The 22,497-nt window shown below is 59.5% G+C and carries 24 protein-coding genes, 1 tRNA gene and 1 pseudogene; 14 read left to right on the forward strand and 12 right to left on the reverse strand.

What is annotated here, in order from left to right; all coding sequences use genetic code 11:
* Window positions 1-122: 122 nt before the first annotated feature.
* Together B5P46_RS11110 and B5P46_RS11115 are read right to left on the reverse strand one after the other, a co-directional pair.
* A complete protein-coding gene (locus B5P46_RS11110; protein ID WP_129418690.1) occupies window positions 123-1,337 on the reverse strand; it encodes a Gfo/Idh/MocA family protein in 1,215 nt (404 codons plus the stop codon).
* The gene (locus tag B5P46_RS11115) at window positions 1,334-2,515 is read right to left on the reverse strand and encodes an ATP-grasp domain-containing protein (protein ID WP_245456134.1); all 1,182 of its coding nucleotides are present in this window, start codon (window positions 2,513-2,515) and stop codon (window positions 1,334-1,336) included. The genes B5P46_RS11110 and B5P46_RS11115 overlap by 4 nt, the downstream gene beginning before the upstream one ends.
* Before the next feature lie 328 nt (window positions 2,516-2,843).
* Here B5P46_RS11115 and B5P46_RS11120 point away from each other — a divergent pair, with 328 nt between their 5' ends.
* Window positions 2,844-3,677, forward strand: coding sequence for an FkbM family methyltransferase (locus B5P46_RS11120; protein WP_129418692.1), 834 nt, complete (start codon window positions 2,844-2,846; stop codon window positions 3,675-3,677).
* 41 nt (window positions 3,678-3,718) lie between these two features.
* On the opposite strand, the gene B5P46_RS11125 is transcribed toward B5P46_RS11120, so the two are convergent.
* From B5P46_RS11125 to B5P46_RS11150, 6 genes are all read right to left on the reverse strand, one after another.
* Window positions 3,719-4,708, reverse strand: coding sequence for a fatty acid desaturase family protein (locus B5P46_RS11125; RefSeq protein ID WP_129418693.1), 990 nt, complete (start codon window positions 4,706-4,708; stop codon window positions 3,719-3,721).
* Between the two features lie 2 nt (window positions 4,709-4,710).
* A complete protein-coding gene (locus B5P46_RS11130; protein ID WP_164986470.1) occupies window positions 4,711-5,448 on the reverse strand; it encodes a class I SAM-dependent methyltransferase in 738 nt (245 codons plus the stop codon).
* Window positions 5,449-5,515: 67 nt separating this feature from the next.
* A complete protein-coding gene (locus B5P46_RS11135) occupies window positions 5,516-6,379 on the reverse strand; it encodes a glycosyltransferase family 2 protein (RefSeq protein WP_245456149.1) in 864 nt (287 codons plus the stop codon).
* 220 nt (window positions 6,380-6,599) lie between these two features.
* Entirely contained in the window at window positions 6,600-7,115 is a 516-nt protein-coding gene (locus tag B5P46_RS11140) for a GNAT family N-acetyltransferase (RefSeq protein WP_129418886.1), read from the reverse strand.
* A 23-nt stretch (window positions 7,116-7,138) separates the two neighbouring features.
* Window positions 7,139-7,657, reverse strand: coding sequence for a cupin domain-containing protein (locus tag B5P46_RS11145; protein WP_129418696.1), 519 nt, complete (start codon window positions 7,655-7,657; stop codon window positions 7,139-7,141).
* A gap of 196 nt (window positions 7,658-7,853) precedes the next feature.
* A complete protein-coding gene (locus B5P46_RS11150) occupies window positions 7,854-8,213 on the reverse strand; it encodes a hypothetical protein (RefSeq protein WP_129418697.1) in 360 nt (119 codons plus the stop codon).
* Window positions 8,214-8,560: 347 nt separating this feature from the next.
* Here B5P46_RS11150 and ribH point away from each other — a divergent pair, with 347 nt between their 5' ends.
* The 3 genes from ribH to B5P46_RS11165 all read left to right on the forward strand — a co-directional run bounded on the left by ribH (window position 8,561) and on the right by B5P46_RS11165 (window position 11,839).
* The gene (gene ribH, locus B5P46_RS11155; protein WP_129418698.1) at window positions 8,561-9,016 is read left to right on the forward strand and encodes a 6,7-dimethyl-8-ribityllumazine synthase; all 456 of its coding nucleotides are present in this window, start codon (window positions 8,561-8,563) and stop codon (window positions 9,014-9,016) included.
* A 3-nt stretch (window positions 9,017-9,019) separates the two neighbouring features.
* Window positions 9,020-9,502: a transcription antitermination factor NusB gene (gene nusB, locus B5P46_RS11160; protein WP_017959878.1), complete on the forward strand. Its 483-nt coding sequence runs from the start codon at window positions 9,020-9,022 to the stop codon at window positions 9,500-9,502.
* A 198-nt stretch (window positions 9,503-9,700) separates the two neighbouring features.
* On the forward strand, window positions 9,701-11,839 hold the full coding sequence (locus B5P46_RS11165; protein ID WP_129418699.1) for a sodium-translocating pyrophosphatase: 2,139 nt from the start codon (window positions 9,701-9,703) through the stop codon (window positions 11,837-11,839).
* A 100-nt stretch (window positions 11,840-11,939) separates the two neighbouring features.
* Here B5P46_RS11165 and B5P46_RS11170 read toward each other — a convergent pair whose 3' ends face one another.
* Complete coding sequence (locus B5P46_RS11170) at window positions 11,940-12,473, reverse strand: outer membrane protein assembly factor BamE (protein WP_025394043.1); 534 nt, start codon at window positions 12,471-12,473, stop codon at window positions 11,940-11,942.
* A gap of 136 nt (window positions 12,474-12,609) precedes the next feature.
* Between B5P46_RS11170 and B5P46_RS11175 the strand changes: the two genes are divergently transcribed.
* The 6 genes from B5P46_RS11175 (at window position 12,610) to B5P46_RS11200 (ending at window position 17,103) form a co-directional block, all read left to right on the forward strand.
* Window positions 12,610-13,266 carry a ubiquinol-cytochrome C chaperone family protein gene (locus B5P46_RS11175; RefSeq protein WP_129418700.1) on the forward strand — a complete coding sequence of 219 codons (657 nt, stop codon included), beginning with the start codon at window positions 12,610-12,612 and terminating at the stop codon, window positions 13,264-13,266.
* An 11-nt stretch (window positions 13,267-13,277) separates the two neighbouring features.
* A complete protein-coding gene (locus B5P46_RS11180) occupies window positions 13,278-13,832 on the forward strand; it encodes a YceD family protein (protein WP_011651315.1) in 555 nt (184 codons plus the stop codon).
* 98 nt (window positions 13,833-13,930) lie between these two features.
* On the forward strand, window positions 13,931-14,977 hold the full coding sequence (gene plsX, locus B5P46_RS11185) for a phosphate acyltransferase PlsX (protein WP_129418701.1): 1,047 nt from the start codon (window positions 13,931-13,933) through the stop codon (window positions 14,975-14,977).
* 20 nt (window positions 14,978-14,997) lie between these two features.
* Window positions 14,998-15,969: a beta-ketoacyl-ACP synthase III gene (locus B5P46_RS11190; RefSeq protein WP_026160184.1), complete on the forward strand. Its 972-nt coding sequence runs from the start codon at window positions 14,998-15,000 to the stop codon at window positions 15,967-15,969.
* A gap of 104 nt (window positions 15,970-16,073) precedes the next feature.
* Window positions 16,074-16,412, forward strand: a complete 339-nt coding sequence (locus tag B5P46_RS11195) for an integration host factor subunit alpha (protein ID WP_003547228.1) — start codon at window positions 16,074-16,076, stop codon at window positions 16,410-16,412.
* A 151-nt stretch (window positions 16,413-16,563) separates the two neighbouring features.
* Window positions 16,564-17,103 (forward strand): MerR family transcriptional regulator, encoded by a 540-nt coding sequence (locus B5P46_RS11200; RefSeq protein WP_003558354.1) that lies wholly within the window; start codon window positions 16,564-16,566, stop codon window positions 17,101-17,103.
* A 9-nt stretch (window positions 17,104-17,112) separates the two neighbouring features.
* On the opposite strand, the gene B5P46_RS11205 is transcribed toward B5P46_RS11200, so the two are convergent.
* A complete protein-coding gene (locus B5P46_RS11205) occupies window positions 17,113-17,460 on the reverse strand; it encodes a response regulator (RefSeq protein ID WP_011651319.1) in 348 nt (115 codons plus the stop codon).
* A gap of 273 nt (window positions 17,461-17,733) precedes the next feature.
* On the opposite strand from B5P46_RS11205, the gene B5P46_RS11210 reads away from it, so the two are divergent.
* Window positions 17,734-19,380, forward strand: coding sequence for an ATP-binding protein (locus B5P46_RS11210; protein ID WP_129418702.1), 1,647 nt, complete (start codon window positions 17,734-17,736; stop codon window positions 19,378-19,380).
* Between the two features lie 40 nt (window positions 19,381-19,420).
* Here B5P46_RS11210 and B5P46_RS11215 read toward each other — a convergent pair whose 3' ends face one another.
* Window positions 19,421-19,735, reverse strand: coding sequence for a DUF1236 domain-containing protein (locus B5P46_RS11215; protein ID WP_129418703.1), 315 nt, complete (start codon window positions 19,733-19,735; stop codon window positions 19,421-19,423).
* 222 nt (window positions 19,736-19,957) lie between these two features.
* Here B5P46_RS11215 and B5P46_RS11220 point away from each other — a divergent pair.
* The 3 genes and pseudogenes from B5P46_RS11220 to B5P46_RS11230 all read left to right on the forward strand — a co-directional run.
* Window positions 19,958-20,460: pseudogene (locus tag B5P46_RS11220) on the forward strand (cellulose synthase); the annotation flags it as partial.
* 76 nt (window positions 20,461-20,536) lie between these two features.
* Entirely contained in the window at window positions 20,537-21,205 is a 669-nt protein-coding gene (locus tag B5P46_RS11225; RefSeq protein ID WP_129418704.1) for an HAD family hydrolase, read from the forward strand.
* 98 nt (window positions 21,206-21,303) lie between these two features.
* A tRNA-Pro gene (locus B5P46_RS11230) sits at window positions 21,304-21,380 on the forward strand.
* Between the two features lie 188 nt (window positions 21,381-21,568).
* On the opposite strand, the gene B5P46_RS11235 is transcribed toward B5P46_RS11230, so the two are convergent.
* Window positions 21,569-22,201: a class I SAM-dependent methyltransferase gene (locus B5P46_RS11235; protein WP_129418705.1), complete on the reverse strand. Its 633-nt coding sequence runs from the start codon at window positions 22,199-22,201 to the stop codon at window positions 21,569-21,571.
* Between the last annotated feature and the right edge of the window lie 296 nt (window positions 22,202-22,497).

A 22,497-nucleotide genomic window follows, 5' to 3' on the forward strand; every position in this document is an offset into this window, starting at 1 on the left:
CTTGAAGCGCGAGCTCTGCCTGCCAGATAAGAAATCGCAGCCGGCGCGTTGCGCCTGGCTGCTCATACGAAAGCGGCGTGACCATCGATCACGCCGCTTTCTTCATCTCATAGAGGCCAGATTTAAAGCGCCAGTTGCGGAGGTCGGATTTCGAGCCGCTCCGTCACCGGGCGCTGTACGCCTCGCGGCTCAATCTCGACCCAGCGGTTTTCAAGCCGCGAGCATTCGATCGCTTCCAGCAGCCGTAGTCCTTCCTCCGCCTCATCGAGCCCAAGCACGTAGGGATGGGGCAGACGTGCGGTATTGATCTTGCGTTGCAGCAGGGCGTCGGCAAGGTCGGCATAATAATTCGCGAAGGCTTCGATGAAGCCCGACGGATGGCCTGCCTTGAACCGCTCGTAGCGGGTATTGTTAGCGATCATGATATCCGGGCTGGCGCGATCGAGGATCTGCTTGCGGCCGTTGCAGTCATAGAAATAGGCAAGCTCGGGGGTTTCCTGAAGCCATTCGATCGATGCCTTGGAGCCGTAGAGCCGCACACGCAGTCCATTGCGTTGCCCGAGTGCGGTCTTGCCGTACCACATGCTGCAATGCAGGCCGCCGGCGCAGCGCACGAGCGCCTGCACATTGTCGAGCACCTGCGGAAAGTGACCGAAACTCTGGCCCGTTGCACAGACTTCTTCCGGCTCCCGCCGCGTGAGGAAATGAAGCAGCGAGTGCACATGAACGCCGAGATCGAGCGAAACCGTGGGCACGGCGCCATCGTGCAGGCGCCAATCCTGCGGCGTCATCGGCGTCCCGTCACGGCGGAAACGGAGGAAGCTCTCCTGCGGCATCTCAATATGGATCTGCTGCAATTCGCCGAAAACACCATGCTCGACCATGCCGCGGATTTCGCGGAGCATGGGGTATCCCGTGTAGTTGTAGGTTACGGCCAAAAAGGCCCCGTTACTGCGCGCATTGCCGATCATGCGCGTCTCGGCGCTTGAACCGGCAAGGGCCTTTTCCGAGATCACCGAAACACCTGCCTCGAGTGCGGCGACAACCTGCTTCGTATGCTGCTGCGTCGGCGTCAGCACGACGAGAGCGTCGATGTTGCCGGCCTCTTTCGAGAGCAAGGTATCGAAGTCACCGTGGCAGCGCTCCGGCAAAATGCGGTACTGCCCCGCCGTTTCGCGATTGATGTCGTCATGGCGGCTGAAGCAGCCGGCGACCAGATCGAATTTCTGATCAAGCTCGATTGCATCGCGATGAGCGCGACCTACAGCAGAATTGACGGCGCCGCCCAGAAAGGCGAGGCGCAGCTTTTCCGGTACTCCCTGGCTTGATCGGCTCATGCGAGGTCTCCTTGCATCGTTTGGAGCGAAATGAAGGTCTTGAAATTCGGCACCACCTTCAGCATCTCCTCCCGCGACTCGAAACGGGCGTAGAGGATGGCGAGCTTGTCGTACGGTGCCGAATTCATCGGCTTGCCGGTGATCTTGAGCTGCGCGATGCGGACATCGGATGATGGAATGGAATGCGAGAAGGAAAACGGCGTCGAGGGCATGTTGGAGGTGATGGTGTGGCGCCCGAAGAACAGTGGCGGATCGAAGCGCGGGTTGACCGAAAATTCCTCACCTAGCAGCAGCGTGATGACGAGGTCGGCATAATCGATGCCGAGAGACTGATCCACAAGTGAGCCGTAAAGATCGCCCGGGCAGCGCCGCATGCATTCGACGATCCAGACATCGTCGCCATTCGACAGAAACTGCGTGTGAATGAGGCCGTCCTGCAGTCCGAGCAGCTTGACGATGCGCGCCATAATAGCCCGCGTCTTCGAGCGGACAGTTTCGGAAAGGCGCGAGGGATGGTTCGATGAATCGACTTGGTAGGGATAGACGGTGCAATATTCGTCGACGAAGACGTCGAAGACGACCTCCTGGTCCTTGATGAAGGCGGAATGGCTGTGCAGGCTGCCTTCGATGAATTCCTCGATAACGATCTCCGCCGCGCGCGAGTTTCCCCGGGCATCGGCGATGGCATCGGCAAGTTCTGTCCGGTCGAAAACCTTCGTAACGCCACGGCCGCTGAAACTGTCGCTTGGCTTCACCAGCAGCGGATAGCGCAACGCGCCAGTCTCGACCGGCGAGTCGCCATGCAGGCGCACCGAACGCGGGGCGGGGATATCGTATTGCTCGGTAAAGCGACGGAACGCTTGCTTCGTGTGGATGATGGTCGCGGTTTCCATCGAATCGAAGCGCGGGAATCCGAGTTTTTCGGCAACGAAGGTGGTCGACATATAGGCAACGTCATTGCCCGTCGGCATGATGAAATCGAAATCGCCGTTCTCGACGAGGGCGAGCAGCGTGTTCGGATCGCTATAGTCGATGAAATGCGACTGATCCGCATGTGCGTGGCAGGGCTCATCCGGCCGGTTTCCGCAAACGGAAATATGAAGGCCACGCCTTTTCAACGCGAATAGAAGGGGACCTGCGCTGAAGTTACTGCCGACGAGCAATGCTTTCTTGGTCATTCTCAAATCCATTCCACGCATCCCGGGCTGGCCTGTTGGAACGGCGCAGCCCGAAACAGGGTGTGCAGTCCCACTTCGTCCGTTTTCGATATGCGAAAGACCGAAACGGACGCGATAGCGAGAGTCATAGGATGCGGGCGTTACCCGAGGCTTGCCGCCTGGAGGTCTGGGCGGCGTCTGTGTTCATCCCGGCGCCGCTGCCTTGCTTGTGGGAAGCAGACCGGCCGCCTTGTTAAGCCGAGTACCATCTCATACGCTTTCGGCTGTGATTCCAACGTCGGCATCGGACAAAGATGCAGACTGCAGCAGCGAAAAGAGACACCGCGCAATGAACGAAAAACTGCCTGATCTGATTGAAGGCGAGCGTATCTTCTTCCAAAAGGTGTTCGAACGGCAGTCCCGCGCGACAATGGAGATGCGGGAGCAATGGCGCGCGGAAACGATTCTTCAGCGCAGAAGACGCGTGTCGTCTGAGATCTACGATCTGCTTGGTGGGGTCGTGAAATACGGTCCGTTCAAGGGGCTGTCGCTTGCGAAGAACAATTGGTGGGGCGGTGGCGATTTCGGGTCGATGCTCTTGGGCCTCTATGAGAAGGAAGTACTGGATTTCCTGTTCTCCGAAAGATTGGATGCCGTTGAGAGCTTCGTCGATGTCGGCGCCGCCGACGGATATTACGCGATCGGCATGGTTCGGTCGGGTCGGGCGAAAAACGCCGCCTGCTTTGAACTGAGCGAGGAAGGGCAGCGCACCATTGCATCGAACGCCGAGGCGAATTCCGTGTCGGACAGGCTGGAAATATTCGGCGCCGCAGACAGGCTGTTCTATGAAAAGCTCAGCCATCTTGATCTGGCGAAAACAGTCGTCCTCGTTGACGCCGAGGGTGCGGAGTTCGAAATCCTTGACGATGACTCCTTATCGGCATTGAAACAGGCGACGATTGTCATCGAGATTCACAACTGGGTCGAGGGTTTCTGGGACAAGTACACCCGTCTCCTCACCTCGGCTTCAGCGTTATTCAATGTCGAATTCATTGCGCCCGCCATCAGAGATCTGACGCAATTTCCGGAATTGAACGATTTCACCGACGACAACCGCTACCTCATTTGCTCCGAGGGTCGGCCAAACATTATGCGCTTCATGCTCTTGACGCCCAAAGGCTGATTGCGCCGACAGTTTAGAGCGCACGCAAGCGCTCCAAACTGTCACTCAGCCACGGCATTGCCTTCCAATCTTGCCGATATTCCCACCGAGCTCCAGAAGTCCCGGGTGAAGAGGTAGCCGAATTCCTTTTCCTCGCGCTCCACTTTGAGCTTGGCATTCAAGATATCGTGCAGCTTCGGCAAATTGTAATAGGGAACCGACGGCAGCAGGTGGTGCTCGGCGTGATAATTCATGTTGGCATAGAAGAATGCAATCGGTGTCGGCAGATTGACCGTTCTTGAAAAAAGAAGCGCGCTTTCGTCCTTGTGATCTTCGAGGCCGACGTGCTGCGCCAGCGCCAGAACACGATTTGGGAGCGATCCGACGAACGGTGTGATGAAAAACATGAACGTCAGGGCAGGCGACCGCGTCGCAAGGACAAACAGCGCCAGGCAGATGGCGTTGAGCGCAAGCATGAAGATCGCATCGGATTGAGCCGCGCGTCGTTCGGCGGGCATCAGTTTCAATCGGATGCCCTTGCCGAAATACGCTTCGTAGCCGAAGGCATTGCAGAGCGCATAGAGGATCCGCCTGCAAAGGCTTTGATAATCAAGCAGGACGAGACGCGCTGCGCCCAGCAAGTCGAGCGGAAAATCGCGATAGATTTCGCTGTCATCCTCATGGAAAGTGGAAGCGTGGTGGAACTGATGGCTTTTTTCGAAATAGCTCGGATTGTTCCAGGTCAGATAGGAAAACAGCTTGAAGAACAGAGTGTTCAGCCATTTCCTGCTGAAGACCTTCTTGTGAAACAGCTCATGGCCGATGCCGGCATAGCCGGCGAACTGCCATAGGACGGCGTTAAGATAAAAGGCTGCGAAAGCAAGCGCGGGATAGCCGCCTTCCCATGCGCGGACCATCGCGAAAAGTAGGCCGGCATGGATGCCGATCCTGAGCGCGAGGTGGGAATAAGCGATCCGGTCGTTCGATGCCGTGAGTTCCCGGAACTCGTCCTTCGTCAACAGGCTGCCGATTCTGATCTCGCTAGCACCCATGATCAGAGCTCTATGTTAACCAACGCAAAGGCCACAAGGCTGTTTGCGACATGGAAGACCACCTGCGATTTCGAGAACTCCGCCAAATACTCGGTGACGTCCCCGTGGATCTTAGAATTGTAGTCATGCCAGACGATGACGCCGCGCTTGACGATGCCGAATGCGTTTTCCGTATCCGCCCGGACAATCTGGTGCTCATGTCCGCCATCGATGAAGATCATCTCGGCCGACTGGAAGGCCTCCTTGAAATTGATCGTCGTCGAGTCTTCCTTGACGAGTGTGAGGCGCTTCCTTTGCGCCTCGGTGATCGATGTGAGATAGGCTTCGCCGTCGATTTCCTGGCGCTTGCGGAGATAATCGTCATTCTGCTCGGCGGACGACAACGCACTGCGCTCGTCGGTCTCGGCTAGATGCGCCGTGAGGCCCTTCGGCAAGTCGATGGAGACCACGTCGCAGTCTTCCGGCGTGTTTTCGATGAAAAGGCGTGTAGTGAAACCCTTGTACGTGCCGATCTCGATGATCTTGCGGGGCGTCACGATCTTGGCGAGCAGCACCAGGACAACCTGGTCAACAAGCGTGATGCTGCCAATTTCAATCGGCGGCAGGCTAGCGGTATACTCTTTGGCGATCTTCAATTCGTCGGCGAGTTCCAAAAGCGCGCGCAATTTCAGTTCGTAAATTCCCGATTTCGCGGCAAGCGCGGAGCGTAACGCCGCGGCACTTTCGATGAGCTTCTGCATCCCTGATCCCGTGATTCCATCCATTGTGATTTGATCCTTTGCGATTTCTACTGCGCCTGCATGGAACTTAGAGACGCGTGCTGATACGGGCGATCCGTTCACCCAGTTCCGGGAACGATCCTCTCCAGTAGGAATAGTGATTGACGAGGTTCCGATAAGCGACGGGCAGATCGGAGGGCTGCAGGAAGCCTTTCTCGATCGCGAGATCGAGCACTTCCTCGTAATAGGTGATCGAGTAGATGAAATAGCGGTTGGCCGCCGGGTTGGACTGTGAATTGGAGTGCTGGCGGAAGTAGGAGAGGGGCATGGGATGCCCGACGATCGCCCCGCGGAGGGAAAGCGCGACCCAGGAGGAAAGATCGAGCGGCCCGGAAATGATGCCGTCGACGACCCTGAAAAGACTGAAGCGGCCGAGTTCATCGAAGCAATCGGCGGTTCTCAGTAACACCGAAGAGAACTCGCCAAGCAGATTGTGATGGTTGATAGCGGTGATGCGTATGAAGTCGCAGCCTTCGATCACCTTCAGAGAGCCTTCGACCGTCAAGCCGTTGCCGAGATTCGTAATCTGGTTCCGCTCGTCGATGAAATAGCGTGGGGAAAACGCAAGCTTCGTGCCTCTGCTCTGCGTCGCTTCAAGCGCCTGGAGCAGGTATTGAATGCAGAACGGATTGAGGACGTCATCGTCGAAGAGATATTTGATGTACTCGCCGCTGGCGAGCCCGGCGAGGCGAATGACGTTCTTGTACTCGGCGGGATCCGGATTGCGGCTGTATTTTACAAAACCGGAATATCTGTCGCAGATCTTCTCGATGGCATCCGTCGGGCAATCGTCCGAGACGATGATCTCGACATCCGTATAGCTTTGCGCGATTGCGCTCTTCAGGGCGAGTTCAAAGAAATCGGGCTTGTAGGCCGGTATACAGATCGACACGCGAGGCAAATGTTTCTCCCCTTGATAAGCCTCTCTCCAACCTCCGCCAGCGAGAGCGGTGATCGGCGCTCCGAACGACCGGAGCAGAGTATTTGCTATGACCATAGAGCGCGGGCGTTACGCGAGGCTTGCGCAGAAGGAGGGGCGCAAGCGGCAATAGGGCCGCTGATCTTGCCCGGTAGACGATGATTTCTGGAAGAAAAGTGGCACGCCCCAAGGCCTACCGCGAAAACTGTATGATCTCGCCGTTGTACTGCGTGCACGCCGTCTCGCGGAAGCCGAGCTTGGATGCGACCCGCAGCGAGGCCTGGTTCTCGGGGCTGATGATGCAGCTCATCGGTTTTCCGGGGAAATGCGCTTCCGCCCAGCCGATCATGGCTGTCAGCGCCTCGGTGGCATAACCGCGACCGTGCGCCGAAGGCATCAGCGCCCAGCCGACCTCCATCGTCCCCTCGATCAAGGGCTCCATCTCGCGGCGGGCTTCCAGGAAGCCCGCTTCACCGATGAACCGGCCGCTCTCCTTTTCGACGATCGCCAGAAAGCCGAAGCCCATATGGTGCCACATGCCGGCAACGCGTAGCATGCGGCTCCAGCTCTGCTCGCGCGTCGATGGCACGCCGGTGATGAAGCGCACGACATCCTCGTCCGCCCATAGTGCCGCATGCGCGTCGAAATCGTCGAGGCGGTGAGGGCGAAGCGTCAGCCGCGCCGTTTCGAGGGTCGGAATGTCAGTCATCATGGGTCCTTATGGCATCGCGCTCAGGCGCCGGGCTCGCCGTCCCAATAGTCGAGATCGCCTTCCGGCCGTCCGATATGACGGAAGCGCCCGGTTTCTGTACCATCACTGTTCGTCTTTGCCCTGTTTGTCTTGGCAAGGAACTTCCCGGAATCGGGATATTCGACGATCTCGGTCTTCGCCATCGTCGAGATGCCGAGATAGACGAGTGTGGCCGTGCCGGTGTTGATGATCTGGTGCGCCGTTTCAGGCCCGCCCGCCGGCGCGCCGAGCACGTCGCCCGCCTTGATCGCATGGCACGCATCGCCGAAGCGGTATTCGCCGGTACCGGCGATCACATAGAAAAGCTCGTCTTCGACGTGGTGGTTGTGGAAGGGGCAGCCGGATTTGCCGGGCGGTACCTCGTTGTAGCTGACGCCGAGGCCGGTTAGGCCAAGTAGCGCGCCGAAAGAGGTGTCGGTACTTTCGTAGAGCTCGCCCTGTTTCCAGTGCTCGAGCTTGAGATCGGCGGTATTGATCACCGCCTCCTGTTCCGTTGCCATGACGTCCTCCTGTTTCCAGAAGAGAAGCCGTCATCCCAGGAAAATTCAATGCTTATCTCTGATATCCCCAGCATGGGCGGAGAGGAGACCGCCGCCCATGCTTTGAGCGCCGTGCGTCGAATAGGACGCGTTAAGGACGCTCGATCATTTCAACCCACGCATACCCCCGAAGTTTTCGGGGGTATGCGCTGGAGCGTCAGCGGACGTAGAAGGTCAAGCTTCCGTCAGCTGCCTGCTCGGCGTTGACGATGTTGCGGACGTCGACGCCTTCGTTGTTAAGCCGGTGGGCAAGCGACCGGTTGGCGTCGATCGAGGCCTGGATGCCGTGAACGGCCTGGCCGGAACGTTCCGGTGCCGAGCGCGGACCGGTCGTCTCGTCATCGCGATTGCGCCAGTTATAGACCTGCTCGACATTGAATTCATTGCCGTGGAAGGTCCGGAGTGTCTGCTCGATGCCCTGGGCAGTGTTCATCCCAAGGCTTTCGGCCCGGCTGACGCCGGCAAAGGCGAGGGAGGAGAGGGCGGCAGCGAGGGTGATAGTGAGAACGCGGTGCATGATTTGTATCCTTTCATCTGCTTAGACGGTCGGCTGTCGTTGCAGGGGATCGTCTGCGTCACGACATGGAATTGGCGTTCTCCCATTCGCGATTCAATGGGTTAAGCCACTGAAAAGCCATTAAGAATTGTTCATGAAAACTGCCTTCGAATTGCCGCTTTCCAGGCGTCCGAGAAAGCTGAATTCAGAGGCTTGCCCAGCTGTGCATACAGGGCGCGGCTATCCCCTTGCAGATATTTCCTCTTTCCCATTGCGGCATCCGGCGAAATTGCTTGCCATTCGGACGAAGGCATGTTTTGACCGCGGGCTGCCGAGTGGGTAAATGTCCCGCCAACCGAAGGTGAACCATGTCGAGAGAGACCGCTCCCCATATTTTGATCGTTGAGGCCCGCTTCTACGACGACATGGCCGACGCCCTGCTCGAAGGCGCGACCCTCGCATTGACGGAGGCCGGCGCCACCTTCGAGGTCGTCACCGTTCCCGGCGCACTGGAAATTCCGGCGGCGATTGCCATGTCGCTCGATGGAGACGACAATGGCGGAACGCATTATGACGGCTATGTCGCCCTTGGCATGGTCATTCGCGGCGAGACCTATCACTTCGATATCGTGTCGAACGAATCCTCGCGCGCTTTGATGGATCTTGCGGTCAGCGAGTCCCTTGCCATCGGCAATGGCATCCTGACCGTCGAAAACGACGAACAGGCCTGGGCGCGGGTGCGCCGTTCGGAAAAGGACAAGGGCGGATTTGCCGCTCGTGCAGCTTTGACCATGATCGAGCTGAAGCAGAAACTGGGTGCATAACGAATGAACGACGACAAGACGGAACGGCCGGTCAAGACTGCGAACCAGCGGGGCGCTGCCCGTCTTGCTGCCGTTCAGGCACTGTATCAGATGGATGTCGGCGGCACGGGCGTTCTGGAAATAGTGGCTGAATACGAGGCGCACCGTCTTGGTCAGGAAATCGATGGCGCGACTTATCTGAAAGCCGATGCCGCCTGGTTCCGTTCCATCGTCTCCGGTGTCGTACGCGATCAGGTCCGCCTCGATCCGCTGATTGCCGCAGCCCTGCAGGATGATTGGGCCTTGTCGCGCCTCGACAGCACCGTGCGCGCCATCCTGCGCGCCGGCGTTTTCGAGATCACCGACCGCAAGGACGTTCCGGTGGCGGTCATCGTCACCGAATATGTCGAGATTGCCCAGGCCTTCTTTGATGACGACGAGCCGAAGCTCGTCAACGCCGTGCTCGACCGCATCGCAAAGCAGGTCCGCGGCGAGGCGAAGAAATAAGTCTTTAGCCGCCAAACAATCCCCCTACGTCTTTCTTCGTACCGCAATGGTTTTCGCCCGTTGCGGTCTTGACGCCACGTGATCGACCAAGCAATCTCCGCACCGCTTAGCTGTGGCATTTCTGTGGAGAGGAAGGCGATTCGGCGGCGTTTTTGCCGGAGAAGGAGTGAGCTCCGGCCTATGGGAGGAAAGAGCGAAATGACGATTCTTTTATGCGTAATCGCATGCGGTCTGCTCTCGGTGGTTTATGCCGCCTGGGCAACCCGGTCGGTGCTTGCCGCCGATCAGGGCAACAGCCGCATGCAGGAGATCGCGGGCTATATCCGCGAAGGTGCGCAAGCCTATCTGACGCGCCAGTACAGAACCATTGCCATTGTCGGCGTTGTTGTTTTCATTTTAGCCTGGCTGCTTCTTTCCGGCGAGGCCGCGATCGGCTTCCTGATTGGCGCCGTGCTTTCCGGTGCTGCCGGTTTCATCGGCATGCACGTCTCCGTCCGCGCCAATGTGCGCACCGCTCAGGCAGCTTCCGTCAGCCTTTCCGCCGGCCTCGACATCGCCTTCAAGTCGGGTGCGATCACCGGCATGCTGGTGGCAGGCCTGGCGCTGCTCGGCGTCTCCATCTACTATACGGTCTTGACCGTCGGGCTCGGCCATGAGAGCGGCTCGCGCGAAGTCATCGATGCGCTGGTGGCGCTCGGCTTCGGCGCGTCGCTGATCTCGATCTTCGCCCGTCTCGGCGGCGGCATCTTCACCAAGGGCGCCGATGTCGGCGGAGATCTCGTCGGCAAGGTGGAAGCCGGCATTCCCGAAGACGATCCGCGCAACCCGGCAACGATCGCCGATAACGTCGGCGACAATGTCGGCGACTGCGCGGGCATGGCTGCCGACCTTTTCGAGACCTATGCGGTCTCGGTCGTCGCCACCATGGTTCTCGCCGCGATCTTCTTTGCCGGCGCGCCGATCCTCCAGTCTGCGATGGTCTATCCGCTGGCGATCTGCGGCGCCTGCATCATCACCTCGATCATCGGCACCTTCTTCGTCAAGCTCGGCTCGAATGGCTCGATCATGGGCGCTCTCTACAAGGGCCTCATCGTCACCGGCCTGCTGTCGATCGTCGGTCTTGGCGCTGCCACCTCGCTCACCATCGGCTGGGGATCGATCGGCTCCGTCGGAGGCGCCGACATATCAGGCGCGAACCTCTTCTTCTGCGGCATCATCGGCCTCGTCGTCACCGCGCTGATCGTCGTGATCACTGAATATTATACCGGCACGGGCAAGCGCCCGGTCGTTTCGATCGCTCAGGCCTCGGTTACCGGTCACGGCACCAACGTCATCCAGGGCCTGGCCGTCTCGCTGGAATCGACGGCACTGCCGGCGATCGTCATCGTTGGCGGCATTCTCGCCACCTACCAGCTCGGCGGCCTGTTCGGCACCGGCATTGCGGTCACGGCCATGCTCGGCATCGCCGGAATGATCGTCGCGCTCGACGCGTTCGGACCGGTGACGGACAATGCCGGCGGTATCGCTGAAATGTCGCATCTGCCGCCGGAGGTGCGCAAATCCACCGATGCGCTCGATGCCGTCGGCAATACGACCAAGGCCGTGACCAAGGGCTACGCCATCGGTTCTGCCGGTCTCGGCGCCCTGGTGCTCTTCGCGGCCTACTCCTATGACCTCAAATATTTTGCGGCGAATGGCGACAAGTTCCCTTATTTTGCCGGCATCGGCGAAATTTCCTTCGATCTTTCCAACCCTTACGTGGTGGCGGGATTGATCTTCGGAGGTCTCATTCCCTACCTCTTCGGCGGTATCGCGATGACCGCCGTCGGCCGTGCGGCCGGCGCGATCGTCGAGGAAGTCCGCCGTCAGTTCAAGGAAAAGCCCGGCATCATGCAGGGCACGGAAAAGCCGGATTACGGCAGGGCGGTCGACCTTCTGACCAAGGCCGCCATCCGCGAGATGATCGTGCCGTCGCTGCTGCCGGTGCTGGCGCCGATCGTCGTCTATTTCGGCGTGCTTCTCATCTCCGGTTCCAAGGCCTCCGCCTTTGCCGCCCTCGGCGCATCGCTGCTAGGCGTCATCATCAACGGTCTCTTCGTCGCCATCTCGATGACATCGGGCGGTGGCGCCTGGGACAATGCCAAGAAGAGCTTTGAAGACGGTTTTGTCGACAAGGACGGCGTGCGTCACATGAAGGGTTCGGATGCGCACAAGGCCTCCGTCACCGGCGATACCGTCGGCGATCCCTACAAGGATACCGCCGGCCCGGCCGTCAACCCGGCGATCAAGATCACCAATATCGTGGCACTTCTGCTACTCGCCGTTCTCGCCGGATAAACAACGCCGCCGGCTTGGCTGGTACACTTCACGGCCAAGCAGAGGCCATTAAAAGACCCGCCGGAGCGATCCGGCGGGTTTTCGTGTGGGGCGTGTCCGATCAGCGCAGGCTGCTTGGGTTCTGCGGCGTGCCGCCGGCGCCACCGCCGAACAGGCTGCGGGCAGCACTCGCGGCGCTGCCGCCGGAAAGCATCTGTTGCAGGAAGGTGAGTTCCTTGCCGCCGGTCGGCGTAACGCGTCCGATCGTGTCGAACACCTTGCCGTCCTGCAACGCATAGTTGGCGCGGCGGCTGACGACGCCGTCCTTGTCGAAATAGATCGCCAGAACGCTCTGATCGACGACCTTCAGTTTCTGGAAGGCGACCGCACGCGTGCGCCGCTGCGAGATGTAATAGAAGACTTCGCCGTCGAAGGTCGCGGTCGTCGACGGGGTGCCAAGCGAAAGCAGCACCTGCTCGCGGCTGGAGCCTTCCGGAACGAGGTTCAGCGACTGCTGGTCGGCGACGTAGCCGCCATTGAGCACGGTGCTGGTCTGGCAACCGGAGAGAGCGGTAGTGGAGGCAATTATGAAGGCAATGGCCGCACTGCTGAAGAATTTCATATCAGACTTGAAATACCGTTTCTTCAACGACATCTACTCCCTGTGAGTGTCGATAGCAGCCATTTGGGGCCTTGCACGCTTTCCTCCTGCAAAACCATTGTGGCCATTCCGGGTCGAATTTCCCGAATTCGCTTCGCTGACGCATCGAGGGCGCGTCCCGAAACTGGCCATGATCGGCATTGCAATTCGCGCCTGCTTCGGTAAACCAGCTTTCGAAATCATGCAACAAGGCCAGACGCCAGCCGGCATGAAGAATGAGGCATTTCCGGAAAAAACAATGATCTTCGGGCTCTTCCGCAAGAAAAACAACAATCAGGCGATCGTCGACAGGCAATATGCGGCGTTAGCGGCGGCCGCGCGCATGCCGGAACTCTACGAGCGGCTCAATGTGCCGGATACGGTCATGGGCCGTTTCGAGATGCTGTCGATCGCCATGATTCTGTTTTTTCGCCGCACCCGTGCTTCCGCCATCAGCGGCCAGGAGATCGCCCAGGAGATCGTCGACGCGTTCTTCCAGGATATCGACTATTCGATCCGCGAACTCGGCATCGGCGACAACAGCGTGCCGAAGCGCATGAAAAAGCTCGCCGGTATGTTTTACGGCCGGCTCGAAGCCTATTCGAAGGCGATGGACACAGGCGATGCCGAAGCCCTCGCTCTTGCCCTTCAGCGCAATATTTACCCCGAAACCGCGATGCCGGCCGATATGTCCGGCCTCGCCGGTTGGATGATGGCCGCAGAAGCGCATCTGTCCGCCGCTGCCGAAGAGGTGATCGCCACCGGTTCGGCAACGCTCCCGCCGGTCGCCTGCCCACCGGTCATCTGAAGGAGGAAACGATGCAGAATGATCGGGACGATGTTCCCTTCTCCTATCACGTCAAGGTCGGCCATATCTCGGCCAACCCCGTCGAGGTCCATGTCGAGGCCGACGCCAGCGAACTGAAGGCGCTTGCCAAGACCTGGAACGTCGTCTCCGTCGATGATCTCAGCGCCGATCTGCAGATCGCCCGCTGGAAGCGCGACGGCGTGCGTATCAAGGGCCGCGTGCAGGCGAAGATCGTCCAGTCCTGCGTCGTGACGCTGGAACCTGTCGAATCCGCCATCGACGAGAGCTTCGAGCAGATCTTCGTGCCGGAGGGCTCCAAGCTTGCCCGTCAGGCCGGCAACGACGCGGGCGAGATGTTGCTCGATCCCGACGGTCCTGATCTGCCCGAAAACTTTGTCGGCGATACGATCGACGCCGGCGAGGTGGTTGCCGAATTCGCCGCTCTGGCGATCGATCCCTATCCGCGCAAGCAGGGTATCGAATTCGCCGGCCATGTCGAAGACAGCGGCGAGGACGATAAAAAGCCCTCCGCTTTCGCAGCCCTCAAGGACTGGAAAAAGGACTGAAGCCCCTCTGGCATTTGACACAATTCAGTTGTAAGCGACGCCAAAACCGGTATTTTGGCCGAAATTTCGCCCTCGGCGAAAAGAAGGATCAGGGACGCGTGATCAGAATATCTCTCGACCTCATGGGTGGCGACTTTGGTCCCCAGGTTGTCATCCCCGGCGCCGCCAAGGCGTTGGATCGGCATCCTGATATTTCCTTCGTTCTCTATGGTCTCAAGGAACAGTGCGATCCGGTTCTCGCCAAGTTTCCGAAGCTCAAGGAAAAATCGATCTTTCACGACTGCGAGCTTGCTGTCGCCATGGATGAGAAGCCGAGCCAGGCGCTGCGCCGTGGCCGCTACATCTCCACCATGTGGCGCTCGATCGCGGCGGTGAAGACGGGGGAGGCCGATGTCGCGGTCTCGGCCGGCAATACCGGCGCGCTGATGGCGATGGCGAAATTCTGTCTGCGCACCATGGCCAATATCGAGCGTCCGGCGATCGCCGCGATCTGGCCGACGCTGAAGGGTGAGAGCATCGTGCTCGATGTCGGGGCGACGATCGGCGCCGATGCCCAGCAGCTGATGGATTTCGCCCTGATGGGCGGCGCCATGGCGCGTGCGCTTTTCGAGGTCGAACGTCCGACGGTCGGCCTGCTCAACGTCGGCGTCGAGGAGATGAAAGGCCAGGAGGAGGTCAAGGAAGCCGGCCGGCTGTTGCGCGAAGCGAACATCGATTCGCTCGAATATTCCGGCTTTGTCGAGGGCAATGACCTTGGCAAGGGCACGGTCGACGTCGTCGTCACCGAAGGATTTTCCGGTAATATCGCGCTCAAGACCGCTGAAGGTACAGCCAAGCAGATCGCCGAGTATCTGCGTGCCGCCATGTCGCGCACGCTGCTCGCCCGCATCGGCTACCTCTTCGCCAAAAGCGCCTTCGACATGCTTCGCGAGAAGCTCGATCCGAGCAAGGTCAATGGCGGCGTGTTTCTCGGCCTGAACGGCATCGTCATCAAGAGCCATGGCGGGGCGAATGCCGAGGGCATCGCAGCCGCCATCGAAGTCGGCTACGACATGGCCAAGAACGGCCTCAATCAGAAAATAGAAAACGATCTTAAGAAATATCATGCCAAGCGGCTGCCCCCGATGGGCCCGGAAGCGGCATGAGCGATGGGGTTCAATCAAAGATGATCCGTTCAGTGGTTCGCGGGTTCGGAGCCGCACTTCCGAAGCGCGTGATGACCAATCGTGACATGGAGGCCATCGTCGATACATCAGACGAATGGATCGTCCAGCGCACCGGCATCCGCCAGCGTTATGTCGCCGGCGATGACGAAACGACGGCGTCGCTGGGCGAGGCCGCCGCGCGCGCAGCCCTTGCCAATGGCGGCCTGACGCCTGCCGATATCGATCTTGTCATCTGTGCCACCTCGACGCCGGACAACACGTTTCCGGCCACGTCGGTCAACATCCAGAACCGCCTCGGCATGAACCATGGCTTCGCCTTCGACGTCCAGGCTGTCTGCACCGGTTTCGTCTATGCGGTGACGACTGCGGATGCCTATATCCGCGGCGGGCTCGCCAAGCGCGTTCTCGTCATCGGCGCCGAAACTTTTTCGCGCATTCTCGACTGGAACGACCGCACCACCTGCGTGCTTTTCGGCGACGGCGCCGGCGCGATCATACTCGAAGCGACCGAAGGCGAGGGCACCGTTGCCGATCGCGGCGTGCTGACCGCACATCTGCGTTCCGACGGCTCGCACAAGGAAAAGCTTTATGTTGACGGCGGACCGTCGACGACGGGCACTGTCGGCAAGCTGCGCATGGAAGGCCGCGAGGTCTTCAAATATGCCGTAGGCATGATCACCGATGTCATTCAGGCGGCTTTCGATTCGACCGGCACCACCGCCGATGACCTCGATTGGCTGGTGCCGCACCAGGCCAATCGCCGCATCATCGACGGTTCGGCGAAGAAGCTGAACATCGATGCCGCGAAGGTCGTCATCACCGTCGACCTGCACGGCAATACGTCGGCTGCCTCGATCCCGTTGGCACTTGCGACCGCTGCCGGTGACGGCCGCATCAAGAAGGGCGACCTGGTGATGCTCGAAGCGATGGGTGGCGGCTTTACCTGGGGTGCGGTTCTGCTGCGCTGGTAGGCACGAATCCTAAAAAACTGGCGGCGAACAAGAGCTTGACCGTAAGGCGCAAGACAAATACTCTTCGTGCGATTTCACAAAATATTTGTATGGGCGGGGAAACCATGACCGGAAAAACAGTGACGCGAGCAGACCTGGCGGAATCCGTTTTCCGAAAGGTTGGGCTTTCCCGGACCGAATCTGCCGAACTGGTCGAAACCGTCATCGACGAGATCTGCAACGCCATCGTGCGTGGCGAAACCGTCAAGCTTTCCTCCTTCGCCACCTTCCAGGTGCGCGACAAGAACGAGCGGATCGGCCGCAACCCGAAGACCGGCGAGGAGGTTCCGATTTCCCCCCGCCGGGTCATGACCTTCAAGGCGTCGAACGTGTTGAAGACACGCATCCTCAAATCGCATGTCGCTCGCAAGATCAAGCTGAAGCCGCTGAATCCGGCTCCCTGATCATCGGCTTCCCGTTTCGGAAACGGCTTTTTTTCTCTCTCGCACTCCCGATCCTTGTGCGCAACGTCGAGACATGACTTGAATTGTCGGCGCCAAACCGTTGAAATATGATGAGTCGCCGTAGGATCGAGCCGCGAGGTCGCGTAGCAGTATGACGTTGGACAAGAGCCCCGATGCCTTTCGCACCATCAGCGAAGTCGCAGACGATCTTGATCTGCCGCAGCATGTGCTGCGCTTCTGGGAGACGCGTTTTCCCCAGATAAAGCCGATGAAGCGCGGCGGCGGCCGTCGCTACTATCGGCCGGAGGACGTCGACCTCCTCAAGGGAATCCGGCATTTGCTCTATGATCATGGCTATACGATCAAGGGTGTGCAGAAGCTTCTGAAGACCAACGGCAACAAGTTCGTCATATCGGTCGGTCATGGCGATCTCGCCAGCGTCGAGGCGCTCGCGTCGGGCGTGCAGGACACGGGTGCCGGGGAACCGCGCGTCGGCATGGCCGATGAAGACCAGATTGTCGGCCGCGCCAAGCCGCCGATCACCCGCCGGTTCTTCAATTTTGTCGCCGGAGACGACGAGCAGGAAGTCTCGATCGGCAAATCGAGCGTCGGCAAGGAAGACAGGGCATTGCTGCAGGAGGCGCTCTACGACCTCCTGGAATGCAAGCGTCTGCTCGATCAGGTGCGCTGAATAGGAACGTCAGGCTTCGGTAAGCCGCTTCATCGCCTGTTCGAGTTCGCTGAGCTGGAAGGGTTTTTGCAGCACGGGCAGCGTGCTTGGGCTGCTGCCATCAGGTGCGGTACCGTATCCCGTCGCATAGAGATAGGGTTTGCCGCGCTCGTCGAGCAGCTTTGCGACCGGCAACGAACTCTGCCCGGCAAGCGACACATCGAGAATTGCAGCGTCGAACTCCGTATCCCTGGCGGCTGTCAGCGCCCGTTCCAGGTCGGGGGCGCTGGCGCAGACCCGGTAGCCCAGATCGGCGAGCATGTCCTCGAGCAGCATGGCAATCAGTGCGTCGTCTTCGACGATGAATATGTCTTTCATGATCCCGTTCACCCATTTCCCCTTGCCGGGCATGGGGGTTTATGTGGACTGCTTGCACGGCTCGTCAAGACGCCGTGCCCGGCAGTGCGAGAAACAGCATATTGCCGGGTGAAATTCGATGTGCAAAAGCTGGGATGCCGTCTCCGCATCGGCTCCTGCGTAATTCCTTAAATCGGAATCGATTTATGGACGAAATTATGCAGCAATTCAAAGCGTTGCAGCGTCTTTTGCGCGTCTGAAAAGACATGGCGGCGCTGTAAGAAGGGGTGTCGAATGGATTTGCTGAGTGCCACGGATTGGCTGCGTCACAGGCCGGGTTATACATATCCGCTGGCCATTGCCTTCGTTGGCCTGACGTTTCTTCTGAGGCTTGCCGCCAGCGACACTCTCTCCGGTTTTTCCTTCCTGAGTTTCCTTCCGGCGATATTGCTCGCGAGTTTCATAGGCGGCGCCGGGCCGGGCTTTGTCGCGGCCTTGGTTGCCGGCTTCATTGTCCAGCAGTTTTTCGTCGAGCCGCACAATGTTTTCTGGCCGGCCACCGCCGGCCAATGGGTAGGCCTTTCCACCTATCTCATCAATGCCGTGATCATCGTCGGCCTGATGGAGATGATCCTCATCGCCCATGGCAGGCAGAGCCGCCTTCGCAGCGAGCTGAACAGCTTCAACACGCGCCTCGAACAGACAGTGGTCCAGCGCACTGCCGAGCTCAGGCACGAGATGGAAGAGAATGCCGCCGCTCAGGCGCAGGTCCGCCAATTGCAGAAGATGGAAACGATCGGCCAGCTGACCGGCGGTGTCGCCCATGATTTCAACAACATGCTGGCAATCATCATCGGCAACCTCGATCTCGCCCAGCGGCGCCTGACCGGCAGCGAGGATCCTCGCCTGCTATACTCCATCCAGAATGCCAGAGACGGTGCGCAGAGAGCGGCGGTGCTGACCGCGCGTCTTCTCGCTTTCTCGCGCCAGCAGCCGCTCGCGCCGGAGGTGATCGACCTTAACAAGCTGGTCGGCGGCATGTCGGAGCTGTTGCGGCGCACGCTCGGCGAGCAGATCCGGATCGAGACCGTGCTTGCCGGCGGTCTCTGGCCGAGCTTTGCCGATTTGAGCCAGCTCGAGAATGCAATCCTGAACCTTGCCGTCAATGCCCGCGATGCTATGCCGGGCGGCGGAAATCTGACGATCGAGACCGCCAATACCGAACTCGACGAGCGATATTCGCGCATGCATTCGGAGGTCGAAGCAGGTCAATATGTGATGATCAGCATGACCGACACCGGCACCGGCATGTCGCCGGAGGTGATCGAGCGTGCCTTCGACCCGTTCTATACGACCAAGGGACCCGGCAAAGGCACCGGTCTCGGCCTCAGCCAGGTCTACGGCTACATCAAGCAGAGCGGCGGCCACATCAAGATCTATTCAGAGATCGACAGGGGCACGACGTTGAAGATCTATCTTCCCCGTCATGTCGGCACGGCGGATGCCCGGTTGAACGTCGCCGGGGCCCAGCCGCTTCCTCAGGGCAGCGTCAAAGATACGATCCTGGTGGTGGAGGACGATGAGAACGTCCGCACCATGACTGCCGAAAGCCTGCATGAACTCGGATACACCGTGTTGCAGGCGGCTAGCGGTATGGAGGCGCTTATGCTTCTGGAGCAGAATGCTGCAGTCGACCTGATCTTCACCGATATCGTCATGCCGCAGATGAGCGGACGCCAGCTTGCCGATATCGTCCAGGAAAAATGGCCGGCGATCCGGATCCTCTACACGACGGGCTACACCCGCAATGCCATTGTCCATAATGGTGTGCTCGATTACGGCGTTTCCCTGCTTGCCAAGCCCTTCAGCCTGGAGCAGCTCGCTCATAAGATCCGCGAACTTCTGAATGTCGCGGTGAGGGTGGGAGACGAGCGGACGTGAAGCCGGAATACGGCCGCACGTCCGCAATTCTCTATCCGCGTTATTCCAAGACCTGGATTATGCGATGCGTCTTCGGCTCGACGATCACGCGCCGCTCGTTGACCACGGTATAGCCGTAGCCGTCGATATTTGGCACGGTGTGCACTTCGACGGTATCGGGCAGCGTCGTGCCGACCGCGATATCGCCTTCATAGACGACGGACGGTGTGTTTTGCTCCATCACATAGGTGCGCACCTCGCCGGGCAATACGACGGAGCCGGTGGGTGCGGGATCGGTGACGATGACAGTGCTCTGCGCGAAGGCGGCGGAGCTGATGGTCAGCATGGCGGCCGCAGCCAGCATGGTCTTGCGCATGGGATTTCTCCTTTTCCTACCTGAGACATCAAGGCAACGCTGGCCATGCGGCATAGTTCCCCGCGGGCTTTCGCCACAGCGGAAGACAGGCGCAATGAGAGTAAGTAAGTTGTTACTAAATTAATTTCTGCATCATACGGTTGAGCTGTCCGAATAACGTTCAGCGCGAGTTTGCCCGGTGACACCAGGGGCCGGTTCTTTACCTTCGTTAACCATGTTGGCGGCTGCTCGACGACCATCGATGCGGGGCAGCTTGAGCCGGCCGATGCGCTGTCGCGCGGCTGGTGTCTGATGGATATCAACCGACCGATGGAGGCGATCTCGGCCTTCGAGGCGGCATTGCAAAGCCCATCCCGCAAGGTTCGTGAAGACGCAGCCTATGGCCAGAGCCTTGCCTATCTCCGCGCCGGCCTCTCCGGCAATGCCGCTGTCGCGGCCACCAAGGCGCCGCAGAACCGCCAGCGCGCCGCCGAGCTTCAGGTGGCGATCCTCGCCGACCGTGCGCTTTCAGCCTTCGACGCCGGACGTTACCGCGAAACCCTCATCTATCTCGATCAGCGCGCCCAGCTGCAGCAGGGGCGCATCGACCTGATGGTTCTGCGCGGCTCAAAATGCACGGCGATGCGACCCGTATCTTCGAAGCCGCTGCCGCGACCGGCAGCCGCGACGCCGCCCGCGGTCTTGCCGACGTCCGTAGCGTCACTCACCCAGACACCAACAACTGACGTTGACGTCGCCTTCACTCTCCGCTACTCGCCTGCGCAGGGGCCGTCCCGGCCTCATGCTTGCAAGGAAAAGCCTGTGCCCGCTCTCCATGACATCCTCGACAGATCTTATGACGCCTTCCTTCTCGACATGGACGGAACGCTGCTGAATTCCATTGCCGTCGTCGAACGCGTCTGGAGTGAATGGGCAAGACGCCACGGCTTCGAGCCGGAGGTCTTCCTGAAGACGATCCACGGCATCCGCGCCTCCGACGTCATCCGCGGGCTTGGCCTGCCCGGCGTCGATCCTGCCCATGAGGCGGATCTGCTGCTCGCCGAGGAAATGGAGGATGTCTCCGGCATTGTCGAGATCCCCGGCGCCATCCGCTTCCTCTCCGCCATTGCCGATGGCAAATGGGCAATCGTCACTTCGGCGCCGATCGAGCTCGCCAGGCGCCGCATGGCCGCCGCCGGTATCCCGATGCCGAGGGTCATCGTCAGCGGCCAAGAGGTCAAATCAGGCAAGCCCAGCCCCGAAGGATATCTGCTCGGCGCAAGCCGTCTCGGCGTCGATCCGAAAAAATGCCTGGTCTTCGAAGATGCGGTCGCCGGCATCCTCGCCGGCGAGGCCGCCGGCGCCGACGTCACCGTCATCACCGAAACCCACGCCACGCCCTTCGAAACACCGCATTTTTCGATCGCCAACTACCAGGCATGGCAGCCTCGTCAAACCGCCGAAGGCCGGCTGAAGCTCGCGGCGATCTGACCATTCGCGCAAACCGCCTCCTTTTTGTTGGAGGCAAGGTTTTTCCGCTTGCATTGCACGCGTTGAAAAACTAAACGAAGCATGCCGTTTCGGCAGGTCGGGGCGTAGCGCAGCCCGGTAGCGCACTTGACTGGGGGTCAAGGGGTCGCTGGTTCGAGTCCAGTCGCCCCGACCATTTATCCCCTTGAAGTCCCAGTCAGAATGTCAGTTTTCTTCGTCCCGCTAGCGGCGGAAAACGGAACGAGGCATTGGCAGAAATGCTGAAACGGGAGCCGAGCGTCCCGAACAAAGATGTCATTTGTTCATGTTGCAGGCGAGCTGTAGCACCGCCATTGCAAAGGGATGGTGGGCCTTCGACCGCTTTCAGTGCGGTTTTTGAGCGATCGCGATCATCGATTTCGCCAGCAGCGGAATTCTCCCGACATATTCGAAGTCGACGTCTTCGAAGCCTGTTTCAACGAGCAGCGTGCTGAGCGTTCCGGGAGACCAGAATTTGATATGACCATGGTCCTTCAGAGGCATAAAATGGTCGTCCATCTTTCCGCTCACGGCTAGAGCCAGATTTTTCCAGTAGCCGTGGAAAGGCGTCGATACGACCGCGATGCCGCCAGGCTTCACCAGGTCGAAAATAGTCGTCGAGAAGGCCTTGGGATCATAGACATGTTCCACCACTTCAAGGCTTATCACCGCATCGAAGGTCCCATACCGGCTGGAAAGATCCTCGTAGCCGGAGCCGATTTCCAGCGGAAGATCGGGGTGGGCCGTTCTCGCTTTGGCGATGCCGTCCTTCGAGGGATCGACACCGACGACGTCATATCCTTTTTCCGCAAGCACGGCTGCAGCACCGCCGGTGCCGCAACCGAGGTCGAAGACTGCGGTTTCATTTGCCTCCTGGAAACTGTTCTCGAGAACATCGACAACGGCCGGCAGAATATAGGAATGGGCGGTCGCCGGTTTGGCGTGTATATAGGTAGTAGCGTCCAGTTCGATAGACATTTTAACTCCTGAAAACCTGAAGAAGTGAGCCGCCAATGGTACGGCGGACTTTGACGGGAGTGTGGTGTCGTTGTGGTATTACGGTGATTAACGCCGAAGGCGTTCGTGGCGACTAAGCGTCAGCGCCGATTGGCAGCACCGACAGCGCGAGACATTCTCCAGCACGCCCGACCCTCGCCCGCCGGATCCCGAAGCTGATTGACAGGGTGCCCTGAAGATGCTGAAAACGGCCCGCGTTCAGATTTGCCGCATTCTGGTGGTTCAACGCGCCGCTGCATCCGGCTCCGCCAGTTTCG

Source organism: Rhizobium leguminosarum (assembly GCF_004123835.1).
Taxonomy (GTDB): domain Bacteria; phylum Pseudomonadota; class Alphaproteobacteria; order Rhizobiales; family Rhizobiaceae; genus Rhizobium; species Rhizobium leguminosarum_M.